This window comes from Enterococcus sp. AMC1252 (genome assembly GCF_058216515.1).
Genome location: NZ_CM177097.1, coordinates 3,030,593 through 3,053,770, shown reverse-complemented (window position 1 = coordinate 3,053,770; position 23,178 = coordinate 3,030,593). Strand labels below are relative to the sequence as shown.

Here is a 23,178-nt window from a genome sequence, read left to right as displayed (position 1 = left end):
CAAATTTCTTTAATGGTATTATTCCCTTAAAGAAAGAAAGCGCATTCTTTTTTGTGAATAGGTTAGGGAATAGCAAAAAAATGAAATGGAACAGGATTATCATCTACGAGGAGGAGTTAAAAATGGAGATTTCTATCGGTATTATTCTTATTTTATGTATCTACACGGCAGTAGGTGTATTAGATCAAATTTCTATACAAATTGGTCCATATACGCCATTATTTGCAGCAACATTCACAGGTCTGATTTTAGGAGATGTTCAAACAGGTTTGATGATTGGGGCAACCCTACAATTGATGACGCTGGGCGTGGCAACTTATGGTGGGGCAACAGTTCCAGATTTTCTTTCTGGTGCAGTGATGGGAACAGCTTATGCAATTATTTCTGGACAAGGAGCTGAATATGGAATCGGTGTCGCAGTACCAATTGGATTACTATTAACGCAATTGGACATTCTTGGCAGAATGACGAATACGTTCTTCCAACATAAAGCAGATAAATACGCAGAAGAAGGGAATTACAAAGGTGTTGAGCGTTGTAATGTGTTGGGGATTTTCCCATGGACGCTTTCACGAGTGATTCCAGTTTTTATCGGATTAACTTTCGGTGAACAAGTTGTTACCGTTATTAATGAATGGATTCCAGTCTGGGTCATGAATGGGCTAAAAGCAGCTGGGGCAATTTTACCTGCGATGGGAATTGCCATTTTGATGCGTTACCTTCCTATTAAAACATATTGGCCATACTTTATCATTGGATTTGTATTGTTAGCTTATGGTGCAGCATTCTTCTCTGTTTTAGGTGTGGCATTAGTTGGTTTAGCATTGGCTGCTATCTATGTTATGAATCAAAATAATAAAGGAACTGCAACATCTGCTGGTTCGGTAGTCTATGAAGATGATGAGGAGGTAGAAATCGATGACTAACAAATTAACGAAAAAAGATATTAAGAAAGTCTATTGGAGAAATCTATTTAGTCTGCAATGGGGATGGAATTACGAAAAAATGCAAGGACTGGGTTATTCATATGTGATTATGCCAGCATTGAAACGCTTGTACAGCGATGATCCTGAAAAAATGAAGAAGGCACTTAAAACGCAAATGGGCTTTTTTAACACAACACCTGCTATGTCGCATTTGATTATTGGTGCCGATATGGCTTTAGAAGAAGAGATAGGGATTGAAGACGATCAAGCAATCACTGGATTAAAAACAGGTTTGATGGGTCCTTTTGCTGGTGTGGGAGATACACTATTTATAGCAATCTATCGTGCAATTGTCTTCTCAATTGCTGCATATATGGCACAAGGTGGACAAGCTTTTGGTTTAATGATTCCACTCATTGCAGGGGTAGCGGTTCTATGGGTGCGTTATAAGTTTACATGGATCGGTTATCATCAAGGAAAAAAAATTGCGACTGAATTTGCTGACAAGATGAAATTATTAACACAAGCTGCAGCAATTCTTGGATTAACAGTTGTTGGGGGATTGATTCCATCTGTTATAACTTATAAACTAGAATTGACCTATAAAATGGGGGAAGTGACCTTATCCATTCAAGAAATGTTGGATAAAATTTTGCCAGCTTTGATCCCACTTTCAATCGTAATGATGTCTTACTGGTTACTAGGTAAGAAGAAAATGAATTCAACTCGTTTGATTTTCGTTTTAATTTTACTTGGGATGATTTTAGGTAATTTACAAGGAATCACATCTTGGATTGGAAATCTCTTTTAGATAGCAAATTTTGAAAAAAAGGATGATGAATAATGTCAATAAAAAATGCACGTGTAGATGAACGCTTGATCCATGGTCAAGTTGCGACTGTTTGGACAAATACCTTAGGTGCTCAAAGAATTATGGTAGTAAACGATTTAGCCGTCAAGGATCAAATGCAAATTGGTGCTTTGAAGATGGCAAAACCAGCAGGTGTGAAGTTGTCTATTTTATCTAAACGAAAAGCAATTGAAAAAATCTTAGCTGGCAATTATGATGATGAAAATGTGTTTCTCATTACGAAAGACATACAAGATATGGCCGACTTGATCGATGGCGGTGTACCGTTAAAAGCCTTTAACGTTGGGAATATTTCTCAAAAAGAAGGCAGCAAACCAATCAAAAAATCTGTGGCAGTAACTGAGACGGATATCCAAACAATCAAACGTTTAGATGAACAAGGAATAAAAATCACAGCACAGATGATTCCGTCTGAATCGGACGAAACGATTTTAAATTTTATTAAATAAGAAGTAGGAGCTGAACTAGATGGATGCAATTAAAATTATCCGACAAAAATACAAAGACTTTTCTAAGGTCAATCGAAAAATCGCTGATTATATTTTGAAAGATCCCACACTGGTTCTTTCATTAACAGCTAATGAAATTGCATCCAATAGTGAGACTTCTCCAGCTTCCGTGACTCGTTTTTCTAAATTATTGACGTTTGACAGCTGGGAAGAGTTAAAACTAGCAATTGCAGCTAAACAAGGAGCAGAGCATGGATCAAAAATGATTGATCCCATCGTATCGAGGGAAGATTCTATTGATACCTTATGCGCTAAAGTCGAGTCGTTACTTAATACAACAATCGAAGATTTATTTGATCTGGTCGATAAACAAGCTTTAAAACAATCAATTGAGGGAGTCAAGCAAGCAGAGACTATTTATCTGATTGGGATCGGTTCTTCCTCTTTAACAGCATATGATTTATATCATAAATTTAATCGAGCTGGAAAAAAAGCAGTATTTAATTATGATGTTCATATGCAATTTGAATTTTTAAATTATTCCAAGCCTGATGATGTTTTGATTGCAATTTCCTATAGCGGATTGTCTAAGGAAGTCTTGATTGCTTGTGAAATTGCTCGGCAAAATAGAACCAAAATCATCTTTATCACTAGAAATGAAAGCGATCGAATCATTGAGTTAAGCGATGAGGTCTTGCTGGTACCCGCCAATGAACATTTACTAAGAGTTGGCGCAATTGCTTCGATTGCTTCTACTATGGCAGTGGGGGATGTGTTGTATTTAGGCTCTATTCAAGATGATTTAGAGACGACGATTGAAAAGAATATGAAAGATACAAGAAAATTAGTAGAGAAACTGAAAGAAAAGTAGGGATGAACGATGAAGTTAGATGAATTGACTACTGAAACTCGGAATACAGAAAGCATGAATATCGATCAGTTATCAACGATCGATATGATAACTATCATCAATCAAGAAGATCAAAAAGTTGCATTGGCAGTAGAGAAAGTTCTACCTGAATTAGCTGAGGCGATTGACCGAGCTGCCGAGTATTATAAAAAAGGCGGGCGTTTGATTTATTGTGGTGCAGGAACATCGGGACGTTTAGGAACATTAGATGCAATAGAGCTGACGCCAACATACAGTGTTTCACCAGATAAAGCTTTTGGTCTTATTGCTGGGGGAAAAGAGGCGATGTTTCACGCAGTAGAAGGCGCTGAAGATTCAAAAGAACTGGCAGAATCGGATTTAAAAACGCATCAATTAACGGCTGCCGATGTGCTTATCTCTGTTGCAGCTAGCGGTAGAACACCATACGCACTGGGAGCTATCGAATATGCTGAAAAGGTTGGTGCACTGACAATTGCCATCACCTGTAATGAAGCGAGTGAAATGAATAGAGTTGCAGCTTTTGGTATCGCACCAGTGGTTGGACCAGAAGTAATCACTGGATCAACACGCATGAAAGCAGGAACAGCACAAAAAATGGTTTTAAATATGTTTTCAACGGGTGTTATGGTCAAAGTCGGAAATGTGTATCAAAATTTAATGGTCAATGTTCAGCCAACGAATGAAAAACTGATACAACGCTCAATTCATATCATCCATGACGCAACAGGAGTTGGTTTAGCAACTGCAAAAGAATATCTAGAAAAAGCCCAAAATCATGTCGCAGAAGCAATTGTCATGATCAAAGGACAAGTTGGATTGGCTGAAGCCAAAGAGCTATTGGATCGAAACAATCGACGTATCTCAGATGTCCTCAATGATTTAAAAAAGGATAAGTAAGTGGAGGAACAAAAATGAAACCAAAATTGATTTTGATGAGTCATGGAAAAATGGCTGCAGAAACGTTAAATTCAGCGAAAATGATCGTTGGAGAGTTAATAGAAGCAGAGGTTGTTTCAATGACCGAATCTGAGGGAATGTCTGGTACAAGAGAAAAATTGATGCAAATACTTGATTCACAAGGAAATCGCCCAGTACTGATACTGGCTGATTTAAAGGGAGGAACGCCATGTAATGTAGGAATGATGCAAATGAGTGAGCACCCAAATCTACGTGTGTTATCTGGTTTGAATCTAGCTATGGTGATCGAAGCGGCTGTTTCTCAAATTGAACAGATCGATGAGCTAACGGATTATTTGCGCGGTATAGGTAAAAATGCCGTAGAAAAAATAGAACTTCCAGAATTAGATGATGAAGAGGAGTATGAAGAGTAAACATAATCAAGGGGGACTGAAACCTAACTCTCAGAGTTAAGTTTCGGTCCCTTAAAATCAAAATAAATACTTTTGGCTTAATATCTCTTTATCAACGGAAGAAACTGTTTAATGTTATAATATTTTATCTTCATCAGACCGACAGGATACAATAAAATGAAGTCTTCTGGAAAGGAAGGGTACGATGAAATCAATAGAGTATTTAACAAGGATATTAGGTGAAATCAATATTTTTCCACTAGCAGATTACCAAAATGAAGAACAAAATAAAGAATATGAAGGGGCAACTTTTTCAATAGGAAAACAAACTTTCAGAAGTAGAAAGGCAAAAATAACACCGAAAAAAGCAGGATATTTTGTTGTTTTTTGGGAGAAAGATAGTCAAAACCAAAATCAACCATATAACGCTATAAATGCTCCAGATAAATTAGTGATTACAGTGCTTGATCGAGAAAGACAGGGGCAGTTTGTATTTTCGAAAGAAACGCTAATAAAACAAGGTATTTTAAGTCATGGAGAAGTAAAAGGGAAGATGGCGATGCGTGTTTATCCTGATTGGGTTAGTGACTTAAATAAAACAGCTACCGCAACTCAAAAGTGGCAAAGTCCGTTTTTTATTGATTTGACTGATGGACTTGATGTTGAAAAACTAGAAACGCTTTACATAGATTAAGCTGATTTAATGTTTAAATAAAATAGACTAGAAATAAGCAACAAAGCTCATTTCTAGTCGTAATAGTCATTGATCAAGAAAATGCAAACAATGATATTCGTATAAAAGGAAGTATCGAAAAAGGTTACGTTGATTTTTTATCATTGTGTTTTCTTAAATAATACTTGGGAGTAGTATATGACTATTAGTTTAAAGAATCGTTGCTTACTAGTTAAATCATCTAGGAGAATGGGTAAAAGACTGGTTGGGATCAGCTTTTAATCTAGCCAATGGTTGGTTGACTGTTATATGGTATGATCTAAAAAGTAAGCAAACGTTCTTTCAAGATAGAAACGAATACATAAAAAAATGACGTTGGATACACATCCAACGCCATTGTAAGTTCAATAAATAAGCATAAACATCTCCATGACAGAAAAAACTAGTATAAACCTCTAGAAATTTCTGTCAAAATTGAGTAAAATGGAAGATGTCAATGTATAAATATTGGCTTAAGCAACTTGATTGGTCAGGTATTCACTGACTTTTCAGGGCTTCATGATTTAGTTGGTAGCTAAATTATGAAGTGCTTTTTTTTATCCTATTCGTTTCTATCTAACATCCATTTTATAGGAAAACCCTTTTAGGGTCAATAAAGGGTTGGAAAAAAATTACACGAGTAACTAGATTATTTCCTTTTTTTGATGTAAATTATCTCTTTCACTAAAGAAAAAAAACTGTCTATAGTCGTTTTAGGTTAAAAAGGTAAAACAATAGTAGAATGAGATAGGGGATATCGTAAATATTGCCTACTTGATTATTCTCATAGTTTTGTTTAATAATCGGAACTTTTATTTTGATCCACAGGGTATTCAAGATCTTGTTCTTCATTTTTTCGCGGATATTTGAGGGATATCTAATTTTAAATCAGATGACAGTTCCGTTCATCTCAATTTCCTTAGCTATTATATATTTTCTTTAGTTTAGCATAGAAGCTATTCTTATATCATGAATTATGTTCTTTCAAAAAAGACCGTATTAGCGTAAAATGTAAGTGGATACAAAAAAGTGAATGGAATTATAAGGAGCAAAAAAATGTTGATAGAACTAGTGATTGTATTGACGATTTTCACATATGGTAGTAATTTTATTTTATATCTGATTCTTCGGACAAAAGAAAAAATCCAAGGGATTGAAAAACTGTCAATCTTTTTTGGTGTGAATATGACGATTTTACTTTTAGATGGGGTCTTTTTGTTTATAGGAAAAGCGATATCTGATAGTGGTGTTGCTGTGCTGGAATGAACATTGCAAAGAAATGCTGGAAAATCTTGAAACATCTAGTGACTTTGATTGGTCGAGTGTGTTTAATTTTGAATAGAAAAGCTTATTAAAGTTGAAAGAGGATGGAGTAGAGTCGGTACGCCATTCTTTTTTCTGTTGAAAATTCGGCTAAAAGTCCTATATGAATGACGAAGATTTTCTGATAAGGTACAATAGAAAGAAACAACTGGAGGGTAAATGATGGCAAAAATCATGATTATAGAAGATGAGACAACGATTCGTGAACTGATCAGTGAAGAATTGCAGAAGTGGCAATTTGACACATTTGGAACGACAGATTTTAATAATGTTTTAGAAGATTTTCAACGTGAAGAGCCTCAACTGGTTTTATTGGATATCAATCTTCCAGTGTTTGACGGTTACTATTGGTGTCAGAAAATCCGTGAAATTTCTAAAATCCCAATCATTTTTATTTCCAGTCGCAATACCAATATGGATATGATCATGGCGATGAATATGGGGGCGGATGATTTTGTCACAAAGCCATTTCAAATTGATGTATTGATCGCAAAAATCAATGCACTTTTAAGACGATCATATAACTATTCTGAAGTCGGTAGTGAGATTATGTCACATAACGGCATCACATTAAATGTTGATAATGGTAGCATGGAGATTAATGGGGAAGTGATCGATCTAAGTAAAAATGAATATCGTTTATTGTATATTTTGATCAAAAAACACGGGAAAATCTTGACGAGGGAGAAACTGTTACGTGCCTTGTGGGAAGATGAGCGATTTGTAGATGATAATACCTTGACCGTTAACATCAATCGTTTGAGAAAAAAAATCGAACAGGCTGGTCTTGAAGGATATATCGAGACAAAGGTGGGACAAGGGTACATTGTGCCATAGAATAGGAGAAAAAATGACAATTCGGAAGTATTTAAAAGATCATTGGCTTCTATTGATTGGTTGGTTGTTTTTTATCGGAGTGACGTGCTTTATTTTATGGCTTTCTCCAGATATGGTTGTGAATCTATCGGTAATTGGTTATTTGATATTATTACAAGGGTTATTTTTACTTCTTTTTTTAACAATTGATTATTCAATGAAAAAACGATGGTGGCACTCCTTAGATATCTCAGAACACCCTCCTTCTTTGGAGCATTATTTAGGAGAAGCGTCTAAGGGAGAAGAAACATTAGTTCAAAACTATATCAATGGTTTGTTAGTAGAGCATCAGCAAATCATGCAGCAAGCGATCAATAATCAGCAGGATCAAAAAGATTATATTGATTCTTGGGTCCATGAAATCAAGGTTCCTTTGGCGGCAGTGAATTTGATTTTGCAATCGATCGAAGATGATATTCCAGAAAAAAAATATTATTTAGTTGAAAATGAATTAAGCAAAATCGATGAGTATGTAGAACAGGTTCTCTACTATGCTAGACTAGATAGCTTTTCCAGAGATTACTTGATTCAAGAATATTCATTGAAAGAAATCGTTCAATCCGTGATTCGTACTCAGGGAAATTATTTTATTCAAAAAAACTTACATTTTTCGATTGAAGGAAACGACCAAATGGTGTTGACAGATGCCAAATGGGTAGCATTTATTTTTAAGCAATTGGTCAGTAACGCAATTAAATATACACCTGCTGGCGGTGAAATTACTGTTACACTGTCCCGTACTAAAGAAGGAGCTTGGTTATCTTTAACAGATACTGGGATTGGAATTCCTAGAGAAGATCAACGTCGAATTTTTGACAAAGGATTTACAGGTGAAAATGGTCGAACGAGTGAGCAACATTCAACAGGGTTAGGCTTATATTTGGCGAAAAGTCTTGCCGATAAGTTGGGGCATCAACTGACGATGGAATCCGTTGAAGGAGAAGGCACAACGATGAAGCTGATGTTTCCGTTTTTGAGTTACTTTAATGAGCGAAGATAATAGTGTTGAGGAATAGACCGCCTATTTCTCAACACTATTTTTTTATTAATGTCATAAGAAAACCACTAAATATTATTATCCTCAAAGTATATTAAGAGGAACCTATTTTGAAGAGGATTTTTTGATAATCAAGTTACCGGTTGAACATTGATTGAAAGATACTTTAATTAGAAAGCTTTCTTTGAATACAAGTTTTGGAAAGTATATTTAAAATGAATTAGAACTAAATAGTTGAATAGAGTTACTTAAAATATAAATTTAAGATAGAAGGTTTCTCTGTCCTATTCCGTTCAACAGAAATCATTAGTTAAGTGGATAGAGGATACAGATTTTACGGACTAATTTCTGTTATAAACATTGTTCTTGTTAACTTTATATTTCAAAAAAACATTCTTTAAGATATAATTAGTATTGACAACAAAATATTAAGGAGGAAATACAAAATGTTTAATATAAACAAACAATTAGTAGATTCTAATTTAAAAAAAGTAGCAGAATTAGATTTAGATATTTTTAAAGATAACAAAGGAAGTAGATATAGCGAAGAAAAAATATTATCTTTATCTTTTTTAGTTTATGGAGTGGCTAGTTTTTTTGAAATAGAAATAGAAGAGGCACAAACTTATATTACAGACGGTGGAAATGATGGTGGATTTGATGCGGGGTATTTTGAAACAGACGAAAACGTTCTAAACGTATTTTTATTCCAATCTAAATATAAGAGAGATTTAGAAAATGATAGCAATTTTCCTGCAAACTCTATAGAAAAATCTATAAATACAATAAAAACAATATTCGATCCAAATAAAAAAATTGAACTAAACCCATTTAGTAAATCTTTTGTGGATGAAATTCGTGATAATATCAATAATGGGTTAATTCCTAAAATTCATTTTATAATGTTGTTTAATGGAAATACTTGGCAAGATAGTGCAAATGATATGATTACTAATAACTTTGGAAACTCAGATCAAGTTAATTTTATGTTATATAACCATGATGACATTATAAATAAATCCAGTTATCAAGAAAAAGTAAATGCTACACTAAGTTTACAAGGAAAAGCTTTAAAAGATGACTATAATTACAAAAGTGTAATTATTGGAAAAATACCTGTAACAGAAATTCATTCGTTAATAGATCGTCATAAAGATAAATTATTAGAGAAAAATGTAAGGAAATATTTAGGAAATACCTCTGTAAATGAACAAATATCTAAAACTTTGTTGAATGAAGATGATAATACAAATTTTTTCTTTTATAATAATGGAATTACATTTACCTGTGACAAAATGACAGCAAATTATCTTCAAGAAAATGATTGGAAAATTAATGTTGAAAATTTACAAATTATAAATGGAGGACAAACGTGTAGAACTATTTATGAAACCATCTCCACTAATCCTAATGTTAATTATTTGTATTCAAATGTATTAGTTAGGATATATGAGATTGATGGAAATGAAAGTCTATTATCTGAGATAGCATTTGCTACTAATAATCAAAATGCTATAGATTTAAAAGATTTAAAATCTAATGATGTTTATCAAATGAATTTAGAACAAGGTTCAAAAAATTTAGGTTATACATTTAGACGAAAAAGAGATTTAACTTTAAGCAATAGTGGTTCCAATATAATTCCTATTCAAGTTAGTGCAGAGTCAGTATTCACAGTATGGAGACGACAACCATCATTGGCTAAATCTAAAAAGGGAGAACTTTTTTCAACATATTACACCGAAGTATTCGAGGAATTAAACGCAGCACAAATGATTACTGCGGTTAAAATATTTAGGTTTAGCGATTCAATGAGGAAGAGATATAACGAAGATCAAGACATTAATATAGCTAGAAAATTTAGTAATTATTTTATTGCTATGATAATGGGAGACTTGTTACTTAAACACTTTAAAATTGAATTAAAAGATTTAACTCATAACAACTTTTATGAAATTGAAAGCTGGTTGGAAGCAAATTTAGATGTGCTCCATGAAGAAGCTGAAAGTATTTCAGTTGAATTATTAAGAAAGCAGTTAAATACTATTATGGAAGAAGAAGATTTACCTTTTTCTAGAATTGATGGTAGAACTATATCTTCTGTATTTAGAAGTGGAATTTTAAAAAATATGCATGATAGCAGAAATATAAACATTGATTGAAGAAGTGGGATTTGCTGTTAAAAAAGTAAAAGAACAAACACAAGAATAAGTTCAATAAACAGAGTGTATGAAGAAAGCGTAAATTATGTATATTTTTTTCTTCGATGTTGACTATCAAAAGTTACGATCATAATTTGAATAATAATAGAGGAGGATGGGACATGAGTGTTTAATCCCGAGAAATAAGAAGGAATTCACGAAAATTGCTCTTTAAATTTTTGTGAATTTCAGCTTATTTCCGAAGGGATTGCTTCTGCTCCCACCGTTTATTCAGTTTCTCTCAGATGTTCAATTTCCAAAAACAGTCGTTTTTGATGGATAAAAGATGATGAATTTAGTCGATTAAAAAATTTATAAATATCAATTCAAACAAATAAGTCGGTTTATATATTTAATTGGTTGGAAAATTGATTGATTGCTAAAAAAATTTTAATTACTATTGAATTGAATTATGTTACATGATTTTTTTGTAAGTGTTTTCTTTGTGTTCTGGAGCTTTCCTAGAGGAGGGAAGAAAAGTTTGTCAAATAAATTCAAATGGATTTTAGTGGGTGGAACAGTATTTTTTTGTTTCTTTTGGTACACTCACAGGAGCCCGGAAGTATCTGTAAGGACAGCAGTTTTTTCAGAGGGATATTTTAGTATAGCTAACAATTCAAAAATCGAGAAAATTGATGACGAATTGTATACGATTACTCCAGCTCCTGTTGAAAGGGCAACTAATTCAGAATTGAAAACGTATCATGTAAGTAAAAACTATATTTTTTATTTTGCAGAATACTATGGAGAAGCATAAAAAAATAATTGGGGGAGATTTAAAATTATGAAAAAGACGACGTTAAAAATTGTGGTAACTACATGTGCAGTATTAAGTACGGCTATTTTGACTGGATTTCAAGCGAACGCTGATGAATCAGAAGGTATGAAAATATCAGAAGTTGTAAAAGAAGATATCAAAAATGAAAATAGTGAGATTGATCTAGATCAAAATTTAGGACAGGTACAAGCGGAGCTATTAGTATTATTTGAAAATCAATTCAATAAAAAATTTGAAACACAATTAGAACAGGAATATTTTGAATTTTTACAAATTATAGAATTCGGCGATTTAACTTTGAGCTCTGTAGAAGAGGAAAATTTAAAATATAGTGAATTTGCTTCGATATATCTGATGAGCAAGATTTAGATTTTGTTACTCAAGAAAAACAGACATTATTAAGTAAATCTTTCGATGAAATAAAACAAGAAAATATGAATTTGATTCTTTCTACTGAAAATTCAAAACCTAATTATCAAAATTTTAGAGCTGGATTTAATGTTGCTAAAGCCACTAGCTATGCTAGGAATTGGTCACATAGAAGAAATATGTTATTTCCAAGTTATTCAAGTGATTGTACCAACTTTGCCTCACAGATTGCTTATTACGGAGGAAAACAACTTCGTCCTAATGCAAATGGAAGTGGCTTGAACTGGAATCATAACGCTAGTGTTAATGCTACACGTGCGTGGACTTTAGCCCACGGATTTATGACTTTTTGGACTGCAGATGGGATGACTACACGCAAATTTACTTCTAAAGCGCAAGCGCAATCTTATGCCCGAGAAGGAGATTTTATTGGTTATTTTAAAAATAATACTTATCAATTTACACACATTGCATATGTAAGTAAAAAATCAGGATCAAATATTTATATTACACAACATACACAGGATAGAAGAGATGATCTTTGGAATTCGATTGATACAAGTGGATGGAATTCTTTTGTAGTTCTAAGATTCTGAATATAATAGTAGAACCGTTTAAAAAGATCGTTTGGATTTTCTAGACGTCCTTTTTTAATGGAATTTATCAACGTTATTTGTAAAATAAGTAAAGATTTTTTAGTGGGGATTCAATTAAAATCCTAAACGGAAATTTTTAAGAGAATCGCTTATTTCGCCTTGCGTGATTCCAATGTATCGCTTAGTGATCTGTTGTTTTGAGTGACCGAATATTTCCATTAAAAAGACAATATCCTTTATACATAGTAGTAACCAAATGTCTTGCGCAAAGTATGAGTTCCAATATCGTCTCTGTCTAATCCAGCAGCAACCTTTTGAAAAATCTTGTAGACAGCTTTTGGTTGAAGGTGATCTGTTTGCTTTCGACTCGGAAACAACAAACTTACAATAAAATCAAAATATCAATAAACTACGTTAATGAGAGAGAGTTTCTAAACTGTTTTCAATAATTAAACTGCACAGTTGGTCTTAAACAGATGATTTAACGATTCTCAGAAACGGCGTTATTGGCAAAATAAAAAAGCTGTCCCAAAACTAGGAAAACTTCAAGTGATACTCTACTTTTATGTCAGTTAAACTCTAAAGTAGTCAAGTTATCAAAAACGCTCGTTTTTGGTAGAACAAAGAGTTATCTTTATTTTGATGTTAAATGAATGATGCAATATTGTCAATTTTAAAAAGGATCACAACTGAAGGAGGAAAAATAATGATTAAGAAAAAAGATGTAGAAGACTTTACACAACTAGCGCAATGGCTTGATAACCTTGTGCAAAGAATCAAAAAGTATAACCCAGAAGTAAATTTATATGTAGTTAGTGATAGTTTGTATCTTATGGATGGTTTCGCTCATAATGAGTATGGTTATGCAGTGTAAGAAAATGTTGTAACGGATAAACACATTAGGTTACTCGGTGGGGGTGACTGGTGAACAGATCTAATAATTTCTATCAAAAAGGATAAAATTAGGGGAGAATGGAAATGAATAGAACAAAAAAAATTTTATGTATTCATGCTCATGAGAGCAATATTTATTATATAAATAAAATGTTTAAATCTCTTCCTTGTACTATTGAACATAAAATAGTTTCTTTGACTAATAAAACTATTGACAACAAGGTTATGTTAAGGGAAGAAATGGCTGTTTTTTTTGATCATGATACAGTTGCTTATATTTTAACATGCACAGAACATTGCAGCATAGTTCGTGAAGAGAAATTTTGTGGGATACCTATTCTAAAAATTGAAGACCCAATAATAGAAAAATTTTCAAATGATCCTGAAGAAAAAGTACTTTTATTTACAAATCCAAACACTGTAAGCATGACAGTAAATAAAATAAAAAAAATTGATCATCACTTTAAAAATTATGATGTAAAAACAATACCGGATAGTTTCGACTTAATAATGAAAAATGAGAAGGCTTTGTACAGAGATTCAATATTGAATTATATTAAAAAGCAAACAAAAAAAATTTACCTCATGCAGTTATCTATGTCGATTATTCAAGAGGACAATTTGTCAAAGGAAATAAAAATAAATAATGTATATGGAGAAGCAAAAAGAAAATACCTTAAGGTCATTTCTGACCTTCTCAAAAACGATTAGAAAGAGAATAGATAAGAATGAATAACATAAAAGTAATAACGCTATGCGGTTCGATAAAGTTTATGAAAGAATTTAGACAAACAGAAGCAATGTTAACGCGAATGGGGTTTGCAGTAATAAGTCCAGTTTTTGTTGAACAAGATGAAGAAGTTAAAATCACAAAAGAAGAAGCGCAGTTATTAGGAAAGATACATTATAAAAAAATAGCGATAGCGGATGAAATTTTTGTAATTGATATTGATGGATACATTGGAGAAAGTACAAAAAAAGAAATTGAGTATGCGAAGCTAAACAATAAAAATATAAGATATTATTCAAATAAATCGATTTTATAATAAACGTGTTCAAGTCGAATATCCATATAATTAAAGCGGTGTATCTCCAAATAATGAGAGAAATTCTATTGAACTTTTTTTAATCTTATAGTTGTATAGAGAGCGCTTTTATTGTTAGACTTAACTCATCACACTTTTGATAGGAGTATATTATGGAAATATTAGTGGCTTTGATTCCAATGTTTGCCTGGGGCAGTATTGGTCTTGTCAGTGGCAAAATCGGTGGTAGCGCCAATCAACAAACTCTTGGTATGACCATTGGCGCATTATTTTTTTCGGCAATCATCTTTTTTATTGTTCAGCCCGTGATCACTATTCAAATGATCGTAATCGGTATTTTATCGGGATTGTTCTGGAGTGTTGGTCAGAATCAGCAGTTTCATGGCATGAAATATTTAGGTGTGTCTGTAGGGTTACCAGTTTCAACTGGAATGCAGTTGATCGTCAATACGATTGCAGGTGCGGTGTTTTTTCATGAATGGAAAGGCAGCAGGGATTTTCTTTTAGGATTTATTGCACTTGGGTTATTGGTGTTGGGCGCTTATTTAACAGCTCGACAAGATGATGACAGTGGTGTGAAAACAACGAATAAGATGCTAGATTTTAACAAAGGCTTGCGGGCACTGGTCGTTTCAACGGTTGGTTATGGTGCGTACACAATCATTATCAATGCAGCTGGTCTTGATCCGATGGGGATTATTTTGCCTCAAAGTATTGGTATGGTAGTTGGTGCTAGTTTCTTTGCCTTTAAAAAGGTCAAACTGGATCGTTATGTTTGGCGAAATATGAGTTGCGGGCTTTTATGGGGCTTAGGAAATATCTGTATGTTACTGACGATGCGCCAAATTGGTTTAGCAATCAGTTTCTCATTGTCTCAAATGGGCATTATTATCTCAACATTAGGTGGAATCTATCTATTAGGGGAGCACAAGTCTAAAAAAGAAATGAGATATGTCATTATTGGTTGCTTATTCGTTATTTTAGGTGGTATTCTTTTAGGGTATATGAAAGCGTAAATATGCTATTTACGCTTATTTTTATGAGGAGATTTTGCAATTATTAAGATTAGAAAAAGGCTAGATTTATTGGAGGAAAAGTAATGTCGATGTTTAGGAAAAAAGAGCTGACCGCTGTCTCAAGTGAGCCAAGCTCAATGAAAAAGGATTTAAAAACAATGGATCTGATCATGCTTGGGATCGGTGCGATTGTTGGAACAGGAATTTTTGTAGTAACAGGAGTTGCGGCTGAACAATATGCGGGGCCAGCGTTGTCGCTTTCATTTTTAGTTGCAGCAGGTGCGATTATTTTAGCAGGGTTATGTTATGCGGAATTTGCTTCAAGAATTCCAGCGATTGGCGGACCATACGCTTATATGTATGTTGTGTTTGGGGAACTGGTGGCTTGGATGACAGGCTGGTTAGTGATTTGTGAATTCTTTCTAGCAGTTTCTTCTGTGGCTTCAGGCTGGTCGGGTTATGTTCACGGTTTTTTGAACAGCTTTGGTGTAGATTTACCGAAAGCGTTGAGTGGAGCATACAATCCAGCTAATGGTACTTATATTGATTTGATTGCAATGCTGGTTCTTTTAGCTGTTACTTTTTGGGTATCATTAGAAGCTAAAACAGCTTTACGTTTAAATAACGTGATGGTTTTTGTGAAGTTTGGGATCATTGCGCTCTTTCTAGTTGTTGGTATTTTTTATGTAAAACCAAGTAATTGGCACCCTTTTATGCCGTTTGGTTTTTCTGGAGTTGTCAGTGGAGCAGCTGTCGTTTTCTTTGCCTTTTTGGGATTTGATGCAGTGAGTATGACCGCAGAAGAAGTAAAAAATCCACAAAAGGATATCCCGAAAGGAATTATTGGATCAATCATCATAGCTACTGTTTTATATGTGATTGTTACCTTAGTTTTAACAGGAATCGTGCCGTTTGATGCGCTGGGTGTGAAAGATCCTGTCGCGTTTGCGATGCGCTTTGTACAGCGTGATGGTGTAGCTGGTATGATATCTGTTGGGGCGATTCTAACACTTTTGACGGTAACGATTTCTATGATGTACAGTTTAGCTAGAATCATTTATGCTATCAGCAAAGATGGTTTATTGCCAAAATTTATGAGTAAAATCGATGAAAAAAATCGCACACCCAAAAATGCAACTTATGTAGCTGGGATTTGTACTATGATTTTTGCAGGATTAGTACCGATGGAGCTATTAGCTGAGTTGACGAATATTGTGACCTTGATGTACTTGATCGTGATGGCGATCGGTATTATTCGTTTAAGAAAAGTAGCGGGCGATCCTAAACCAGGGGAATTTAAAATTCCTTTTGTCCCGTTTGTTCCAATATTATTAGTCATTGTTAGCATTGGTTTGATGTTGCAATTACAAGCAGCAACTTGGAAAGCTTTTGCAATAGCATTGGTTTTAGGGTTTGTCATTTATTTTGCTTATGGTTATCAGCATAGTAATGAAGGTAAAGTTAAAAATTAAAGTAAGAAATCAGTGATCATAGCGGTCGCTGTTTTTTTATGTTTCTTTTTACGAAAAAAAGAATTTCACTGTAAATCCTGATTCGTTTACAGTATAGTGATAGTAAGTAGAGAAGAAAAGAGGAGACGCAAAAGAATGTCATATCGTATCGAACGAGATTCTATGGGAGAAATCAATGTACCAGAAGCAGCGCTTTGGGGAGCACAAACCGAACGGAGTCGGCAAAATTTCAATATCGGTATAGAGAAAATGCCCACGGCACTTATTCAAGCATTAGCACTGGTAAAAAAGAATGCAGCTAAAGCAAATGAAGAAACTGGGAGATTGGAAACATCGATCAGTCAAGCGATTCAGCAAGCAGCAGATCAGGTCATTAAAGGTGAGGTGGATGAACATTTTCCTTTGTCTTTATGGCAAACTGGAAGCGGAACACAGACGAATATGAATGTTAACGAAGTCATTGCTCATTTAGCGGCTAATGCTAGCGTGATAGTCCATCCTAATGATCATGTTAATATGTCTCAGAGTTCAAACGACGTTTTTCCGACAGCGATTCATGTAGCGGCTGTTCAGTTGCTTGAACAAGAACTATTTCCTGTGATAAAACAAATGATTCAAACCTTGAGGCAACTTGAAAAAGAGAATGAAAAAATCATAAAAATTGGTCGAACTCATTTGCAAGATGCAACGCCAATAACTTTTTCACAAGAAATCAGTGGCTGGCGTTCTGGTCTTGAACATAGTCACCGAATGCTAGATTTGACATTGAATGAGCTTAAGCAATTGGCGCTTGGCGGCACAGCTGTAGGAACGGGTCTGAATGCATCAAAAGACTATATTTCATCATTCTATACTCATTTGAATCAAGAGACCAATAATCAATTTTTAGAAGATCCAAATAAATTCCATGGACTAGCCAGCAAAGACGCAGTTGTTTTCACTTCAGGTGCTTTAAAAGCGCTAGCTGCCAACGTAATGAAAATGGCCAATGATATTCGCTGGATGGCAAGTGGTCCACGAAGTGGATTAGGTGAAATCACGATTCCGGCCAACGAACCAGGGAGTTCTATCATGCCAGGGAAAATCAATCCAACTCAATGTGAAGCATTGACGATGATTGCCATCCAAGTTATGGGAAATGATACGACGATTGGAATCGGTGCTTCGCAAGGAAACTTTGAACTTAATGTCTATATGCCGGTGATGGCGTATAATTTGATCCAGAGTATTGAATTATTAACTGATGGATTACGTTCTTTCAATCAAAATTGTTTAGTTGGAATCAAGGCTGATCAAGAAAAGATGAATCAATATGTAGAGCAATCTTTGATGCTTGTCACAGCCTTAAATCCTCATATCGGGTATGATAATGGGGCGAAGATCGCTAAAAAAGCTTTTGTAGAAAATACAACACTAAAACAGGCAGCATTAACTTTAGGTTTAATGACAGAAGCAGAGTATGACAGCTGGGTCAAACCAGAACAGATGCTGGGGAAATAATCGAATCAATCTTGGAAAGGATATGAAAAAACATGACAGATATTTATGAAGAAGCATTGAAAGCCCACGAGCAATGGCGGGGAAAAATCGACATTCATTCAAAAGCCAAAGTAAAAACAAAAGAGGATTTGTCGTTAGCATACACACCAGGAGTGGCTGAACCATGTAGAAAAATCTATGAAAATCCAAATTCAGTTTATGATTATACATGGAAAGGAAACACGGTAGCAGTTGTGACAGATGGCACAGCCGTTCTTGGATTAGGAGATATTGGTCCTAAAGCAGCTTTACCTGTTATGGAAGGTAAGGCTTTATTGTTTAAAGAATTTGCTGATATTGATGCAATTCCGATTTGCTTAGATACCAAAGATCCAAAAGAGATCATCAACATTATCAAAGCGATGGCACCGACATTTGGCGGTATCAATTTAGAAGATATCTCTGCTCCTCGGTGCGTAGAAATTGAACGTACATTAATGGAAGAGTTGGATATTCCTGTATTTCATGATGATCAGCATGGAACGGCCATCGTTACGATTGCAGCATTAATAAATGCACTAAAAATCGTTCGTAAAACAGTCGATGAAATCAAAGTGGTTGTATCGGGAACGGGTGCAGCAGGTAGTGCAATCATAAAAATGTTGCATCATTTTGGGGTGAAGAATATCATTGCGTTTAATATCAATGGAGCATTGTCTAAAACAATGGGAAGATCCATGGATTTTTTAGAAAAAGAAATTGCAGAGATCACGAATCCGGAAAATTTCCAAGGTACTTTAGGAGACGCGATGGTTGGAGCGGATGTCTTTATTGGCGTTTCTGCGCCTAAATTAGTTTCAAAAGAAATGGTTGCTTCAATGAATTCAGATGCCATCGTATTTCCAATGGCTAATCCTGAATCAGAGATTGATTATCAAGATGCCATCGACGCAGGTGCCGCAGTCGTAGGAACGGGTCGTTCGGATCATCCGAATCAAATCAATAATGTTTTAGCATTCCCGGGTTTATTCAAAGGCGCGTTTGTCTCTGGGGCAACGAAAATCACTGAAAACATGAAGTTAGCCGCAGCAAAGGCGATTGCAGAGATCATTCCAGAATCAGAGTTGAACAGTGAGTATATTATTCCCTCACCTTTTAATCAAGAATTAGTGGACGTTATCATACGAGAAGTCGCTGAATCTGCTGTTCAAGATGGTGTTGTAAGAGTGTAAAGACCAAACAATTAAGGGTTTCTGCCGGTTTTCCTTCAGAAGGAACTGGCAGGGCTTTTTTATATGGAGAAAACACAAGGATTTCTAGTTCAATAAAGGCAAGTGTGGTATACTATTTAGGAGTAAATTCAAGAGAATGCTAGAAGGAGGATGTTTCTACATGTCAGAAAAAGAAACATTTTATATCACCACCCCGATTTATTATCCAAGCGGACAACTACATATCGGCAATTCATATACTACGATTGCTTGTGATGCGATGGCCCGTTACAAACGTTTGATGGGCTTTGACGTATTTTACTTAACAGGTGTGGATGAGCACGGACAAAAAATTGAAAACAAAGCCTCAGAATTAGGCGTTACACCGAAAGAGTATGTTGATAAAATGGCAGCAGATGTCCAAAAATTATGGAAAACACTTGATATCAGTTACGATAAATTCATCCGCACAACGGATGATTACCATAAAAAAGCGGTTCAGCAAATTTTTGATCGCTTATTAGAACAAGGTGATATCTACCTTGGCGAATACGAAGGCTGGTACTCTGTTTCAGACGAAGAATACTTTACTGAGACACAATTAGCAGAAGTTTATCGTGATGAAGAAGGCAAAGTAATCGGTGGTAAAGCACCTAGTGGTCATGAAGTGGAATTAGTCAAAGAAGAATCTTATTTCTTCCGTATGAGTAAATACGCCGATCGTTTATTGGCTTACTATAATGAACATCCAGAATTTATTCAACCTGAGTCACGTAAAAATGAAATGATCAATAACTTCATCAAACCAGGCTTAGAAGATTTAGCTGTATCACGTACGACATTCTCATGGGGGATTCCATTGTCGAATGATCCAAAACACGTAGTTTATGTTTGGATCGATGCGTTGTCAAACTATATCACAGCGCTTGGTTATGGATCAGAAGATGACAGCCTATTTAAAAAATATTGGCCGGCAGATGTTCATATGGTTGGAAAAGAAATTGTTCGTTTCCATACGATTTATTGGCCAATTATGTTGATGGCGTTAGAGTTACCATTACCTAAGAAAATTTTTGGTCATGGCTGGTTATTGATGAAAGACGGTAAAATGTCTAAATCTAAAGGAAATGTCGTTTACCCAGAAATATTAGTGGATCGCTACGGCTTAGATGCGCTACGTTATTACTTATTGCGTGCGATTCCATTTGGTAGTGACGGTGTCTTTACACCAGAAGATTTCGTTTCTCGTTTAAATTATGATTTGGCGAATGATTTAGGCAACTTATTAAATCGGACTATTGCGATGATCAACAAATATTGTGATGGACATGTTCCGACATATGCCTCAAAAGTCACACCATTTGACAGCGAATTATCCACAACGGCTGCAAATGTGATTGGAAAATACCATGAAGCAATGGAAAAAATGGAATTCAATACGGCGATTGCCGAAGTTTGGACTCTAATTTCACGTGCTAATAAATACATTGATGAAACGCAACCTTGGGTTTTGGCCAAAGATGAAGAGAAGAAAAATGAATTAGATAGTGTCATGGTTCACCTAGCTGAAAGCTTACGTATCGTAGCTATTCTGCTGCAACCAGTGATGACCGAGACACCGAAAAAAATCTTTGAACAACTAGGGTTAGATCCTGATACAATGAATATGGAAGAGATTCATTTTGGTGAATTTCCAACTGAGGTCAAAGTTGTTGCGAAGGGAACGCCGATTTTCCCACGCTTAGAGATCGATACAGAAGTACTTTATATTCAAAAGAAAATGTCTCAAAATGCGCAAACAACAACTGAAGAAATCAAATGGGATCCAGAAGAAACAGAACTTGTTTCCATAAAAGAAAAAGAAATCAAATACGAAGATTTCGATAAAGTAGAGCTAAAAGTAGCCGAAGTCATTGACTGTAAAAAAGTTAAAGGTGCTGATAAATTATTACAATTCCGCTTAGATGCGGGAGATGCACAAGATCGTCAAATTCTTTCAGGCGTCGCCGAGTTTTATCCAGATCCTAGTGCGTTGATTGGTAAAAAAGTTGTGATCGTAGCGAATTTGAAACCAAGAAAAATGCGTGGTCAGATCAGTCAAGGAATGATTCTTTCTGCTGAATCACCAGAAGGTAAACTCCAAATCCTTGATGCACCTAAAGAAATGCCAAATGGTGCAATAATCGCATAACTAAAGCAAAATAAAAAACAACGTGTCAGTCTAATCTAATTTAGACAAACACGTTGTTTTTTTGTAAAGCCGAATAATTTGAAAAATATAGTTAAAATTCATATCAAAAGAATATATTTTAATGTATCATTATGATAGGGTCAAAAAAATTTGAGTTAAAAATAAGGAGAATGTTAAATGAAAATGAAGAAGTATTTGTTGGGGATCATCACGGGGATTGCAATTTTTTTATTAGCAGCTTGTGGATCGGATCCAAGAAAAGATTTTACAAAAGAGTTATTGAGCTTTAAAGGTGATGATTATAAAGCTTCGAGCTTTAAGATGAAGGTCAAAGATTTGACTTATGATGGTGATGACGGCGGGGCATATGTCAAAATGATTGCCAGCCAATTAAAAGACATGAGCATCGATGGGAAATACGTGATTGATGATAAAAAAGATACGATGAAAATGGAGATCACAGCCAATCTATTTGGTGAAAAACTACCATTCGAATTTGTTGGAAATGCGGATAAATATTACATGTCCACTAGTTTTGTTTCAGGTCTGATGGATTTGGCTAATTCTTTTGGCTCTCCAGTGGAACTTAGCAAGAGTGATCTGAACAAATTAAAAGGGAAATATATTGATCTTGCTAAAGCGGGTGACACGCTAACTTCAGGAGAATTAGATAAGAAAACTAATCCAATCAAGAATAAAACATTTACGAATGCTGAAAATTCTAAAATGGGTAGAGAAGTGAAAAAGTTGATCGAAAGCTTCGATAAAAAGACCTTTACCAAAGACAAAGATGTCGTGACACATACCTTTACTAAAAAAGAAATCATCCAAATATTAGAAAAAATCGATGAAGTTGCCGAAGAAAATAAAGACTATAAAAAATCAGGTGACCAAAAAGAAATGCAAGATGCAATCAAATCATTGAAAAAAGATTTGGATAAGATGGATATAAAAATCAGTATCAATCAAAAAACAAAAGCGTTTGATATGGAAATGTCTTTAGCGGCGAAAGATGAAGATGATGCTAAAATGAGCATCGTGATGACGATTGCTGTTACGCCAGAAAAAAATAGTGAGAAAATCAAGATGCCAAGTAAAAAAGAAATCATTAGCCAAGAGGAGTTAGAAAATATTTTAGCCAATGTTACTGGAACAACTTCAGACGATAAGGATTTAGATTTAGAGGATGATTCGGTTGATTATAGCGATTTAAAAGACGATCCAGAGATTCAAAAAATGATGGATGAACAATTAAATGAAATGATTAAACAAATTGAAGCAAATCCAAGTGCAGTAACAGAAGAAAATGCAAAAGAAGCGCGTGACGGTGCAAAAGCAATTTTTAATGAAGAACAAATGAAAAAATTAAATGACGCTTTGGATAAAGCGTTACAAGCTGGAACAGTTTAAAAGAAAAATAATAAAAAAACAATGTTTTCTGTAGCTAAATCATGAATTTGGCTGATGCAGAGAACATTGCTTTTTCTGAGTATGTTCAGATGTGATAAATTAGTTTATATTAAGAACCCTATGATAAAGGATGGTCAGTATGTGTGTTGTGAAGCAACT

At 34.6% G+C, this 23,178-nt stretch carries 23 protein-coding genes and 1 pseudogene; 23 read left to right on the top strand and 1 reads right to left on the bottom strand.

The window, feature by feature from the left end:
• The first annotated feature begins 122 nt into the window (after nt 1–122).
• From AC4BB5_RS14450 to AC4BB5_RS14385, 14 genes are all read left to right on the top strand, one after another.
• Entirely contained in the window at nt 123–926 is an 804-nt protein-coding gene (locus tag AC4BB5_RS14450; RefSeq protein WP_490456806.1) for a PTS mannose/fructose/sorbose/N-acetylgalactosamine transporter subunit IIC, read from the top strand.
• Complete coding sequence (locus AC4BB5_RS14445; RefSeq protein ID WP_490456805.1) at nt 919–1,737, top strand: PTS system mannose/fructose/sorbose family transporter subunit IID; 819 nt, start codon at nt 919–921, stop codon at nt 1,735–1,737. The genes AC4BB5_RS14450 and AC4BB5_RS14445 overlap by 8 nt, the downstream gene beginning before the upstream one ends.
• Nucleotides 1,738–1,769: 32 nt before the next feature.
• Complete coding sequence (locus AC4BB5_RS14440; RefSeq protein WP_490456804.1) at nt 1,770–2,246, top strand: PTS sugar transporter subunit IIB; 477 nt, start codon at nt 1,770–1,772, stop codon at nt 2,244–2,246.
• A 19-nt stretch (nt 2,247–2,265) separates the two neighbouring features.
• Nucleotides 2,266–3,117, top strand: a complete 852-nt coding sequence (locus AC4BB5_RS14435) for a MurR/RpiR family transcriptional regulator (RefSeq protein WP_490456803.1) — start codon at nt 2,266–2,268, stop codon at nt 3,115–3,117.
• A gap of 9 nt (nt 3,118–3,126) precedes the next feature.
• A complete protein-coding gene (gene murQ / locus AC4BB5_RS14430) occupies nt 3,127–4,035 on the top strand; it encodes an N-acetylmuramic acid 6-phosphate etherase (RefSeq protein ID WP_490456802.1) in 909 nt (302 codons plus the stop codon).
• Between the two features lie 14 nt (nt 4,036–4,049).
• A complete protein-coding gene (locus AC4BB5_RS14425) occupies nt 4,050–4,469 on the top strand; it encodes a PTS sugar transporter subunit IIA (RefSeq protein WP_490456801.1) in 420 nt (139 codons plus the stop codon).
• A gap of 184 nt (nt 4,470–4,653) precedes the next feature.
• Nucleotides 4,654–5,142, top strand: a complete 489-nt coding sequence (locus tag AC4BB5_RS14420) for a MepB family protein (RefSeq protein WP_490456800.1) — start codon at nt 4,654–4,656, stop codon at nt 5,140–5,142.
• Nucleotides 5,143–6,216: 1,074 nt separating this feature from the next.
• Nucleotides 6,217–6,426 (top strand): hypothetical protein, encoded by a 210-nt coding sequence (locus AC4BB5_RS14415; protein WP_490456799.1) that lies wholly within the window; start codon nt 6,217–6,219, stop codon nt 6,424–6,426.
• Between the two features lie 219 nt (nt 6,427–6,645).
• Nucleotides 6,646–7,320 carry a two-component system response regulator SapR gene (sapR, locus tag AC4BB5_RS14410; RefSeq protein WP_490456798.1) on the top strand — a complete coding sequence of 225 codons (675 nt, stop codon included), beginning with the start codon at nt 6,646–6,648 and terminating at the stop codon, nt 7,318–7,320.
• 13 nt (nt 7,321–7,333) lie between these two features.
• Entirely contained in the window at nt 7,334–8,359 is a 1,026-nt protein-coding gene (sapS, locus tag AC4BB5_RS14405) for a two-component system sensor histidine kinase SapS (protein ID WP_490456797.1), read from the top strand.
• 443 nt (nt 8,360–8,802) lie between these two features.
• Nucleotides 8,803–10,518: an AIPR family protein gene (locus AC4BB5_RS14400; RefSeq protein WP_490456796.1), complete on the top strand. Its 1,716-nt coding sequence runs from the start codon at nt 8,803–8,805 to the stop codon at nt 10,516–10,518.
• Nucleotides 10,519–11,038: 520 nt separating this feature from the next.
• On the top strand, nt 11,039–11,314 hold the full coding sequence (locus tag AC4BB5_RS14395) for a YjcN family protein (protein WP_490456795.1): 276 nt from the start codon (nt 11,039–11,041) through the stop codon (nt 11,312–11,314).
• A 27-nt stretch (nt 11,315–11,341) separates the two neighbouring features.
• The gene (locus AC4BB5_RS14390; RefSeq protein ID WP_490456794.1) at nt 11,342–11,704 is read left to right on the top strand and encodes a hypothetical protein; all 363 of its coding nucleotides are present in this window, start codon (nt 11,342–11,344) and stop codon (nt 11,702–11,704) included.
• Nucleotides 11,705–11,769: 65 nt separating this feature from the next.
• Nucleotides 11,770–12,300, top strand: coding sequence for an amidase domain-containing protein (locus AC4BB5_RS14385; RefSeq protein WP_490456793.1), 531 nt, complete (start codon nt 11,770–11,772; stop codon nt 12,298–12,300).
• Nucleotides 12,301–12,414: 114 nt separating this feature from the next.
• On the opposite strand, the pseudogene AC4BB5_RS14380 reads toward AC4BB5_RS14385, so the two are convergent.
• Nucleotides 12,415–12,677: pseudogene (locus AC4BB5_RS14380) on the bottom strand (tyrosine-type recombinase/integrase); the annotation flags it as partial.
• A gap of 329 nt (nt 12,678–13,006) precedes the next feature.
• Here AC4BB5_RS14380 and AC4BB5_RS14375 point away from each other — a divergent pair.
• The 9 genes from AC4BB5_RS14375 to AC4BB5_RS14335 all read left to right on the top strand — a co-directional run bounded on the left by AC4BB5_RS14375 (nt 13,007) and on the right by AC4BB5_RS14335 (nt 23,019).
• Complete coding sequence (locus tag AC4BB5_RS14375; protein ID WP_490456792.1) at nt 13,007–13,174, top strand: hypothetical protein; 168 nt, start codon at nt 13,007–13,009, stop codon at nt 13,172–13,174.
• Between the two features lie 104 nt (nt 13,175–13,278).
• A complete protein-coding gene (locus AC4BB5_RS14370) occupies nt 13,279–13,905 on the top strand; it encodes a hypothetical protein (RefSeq protein ID WP_490456791.1) in 627 nt (208 codons plus the stop codon).
• A gap of 17 nt (nt 13,906–13,922) precedes the next feature.
• Nucleotides 13,923–14,240: a hypothetical protein gene (locus AC4BB5_RS14365; RefSeq protein ID WP_490456790.1), complete on the top strand. Its 318-nt coding sequence runs from the start codon at nt 13,923–13,925 to the stop codon at nt 14,238–14,240.
• Nucleotides 14,241–14,392: 152 nt separating this feature from the next.
• Nucleotides 14,393–15,256, top strand: a complete 864-nt coding sequence (locus AC4BB5_RS14360; RefSeq protein ID WP_490456789.1) for a GRP family sugar transporter — start codon at nt 14,393–14,395, stop codon at nt 15,254–15,256.
• An 83-nt stretch (nt 15,257–15,339) separates the two neighbouring features.
• Nucleotides 15,340–16,728, top strand: a complete 1,389-nt coding sequence (locus tag AC4BB5_RS14355) for an amino acid permease (RefSeq protein WP_490456788.1) — start codon at nt 15,340–15,342, stop codon at nt 16,726–16,728.
• A 135-nt stretch (nt 16,729–16,863) separates the two neighbouring features.
• Entirely contained in the window at nt 16,864–18,228 is a 1,365-nt protein-coding gene (gene fumC, locus AC4BB5_RS14350) for a class II fumarate hydratase (RefSeq protein WP_490456787.1), read from the top strand.
• A gap of 32 nt (nt 18,229–18,260) precedes the next feature.
• A complete protein-coding gene (locus tag AC4BB5_RS14345) occupies nt 18,261–19,439 on the top strand; it encodes an NAD(P)-dependent malic enzyme (protein WP_490456786.1) in 1,179 nt (392 codons plus the stop codon).
• 160 nt (nt 19,440–19,599) lie between these two features.
• Nucleotides 19,600–21,609 (top strand): methionine--tRNA ligase, encoded by a 2,010-nt coding sequence (metG, locus tag AC4BB5_RS14340; RefSeq protein WP_490456785.1) that lies wholly within the window; start codon nt 19,600–19,602, stop codon nt 21,607–21,609.
• Nucleotides 21,610–21,786: 177 nt separating this feature from the next.
• Complete coding sequence (locus AC4BB5_RS14335; RefSeq protein ID WP_490456784.1) at nt 21,787–23,019, top strand: hypothetical protein; 1,233 nt, start codon at nt 21,787–21,789, stop codon at nt 23,017–23,019.
• Nucleotides 23,020–23,178 lie beyond the last annotated feature (159 nt).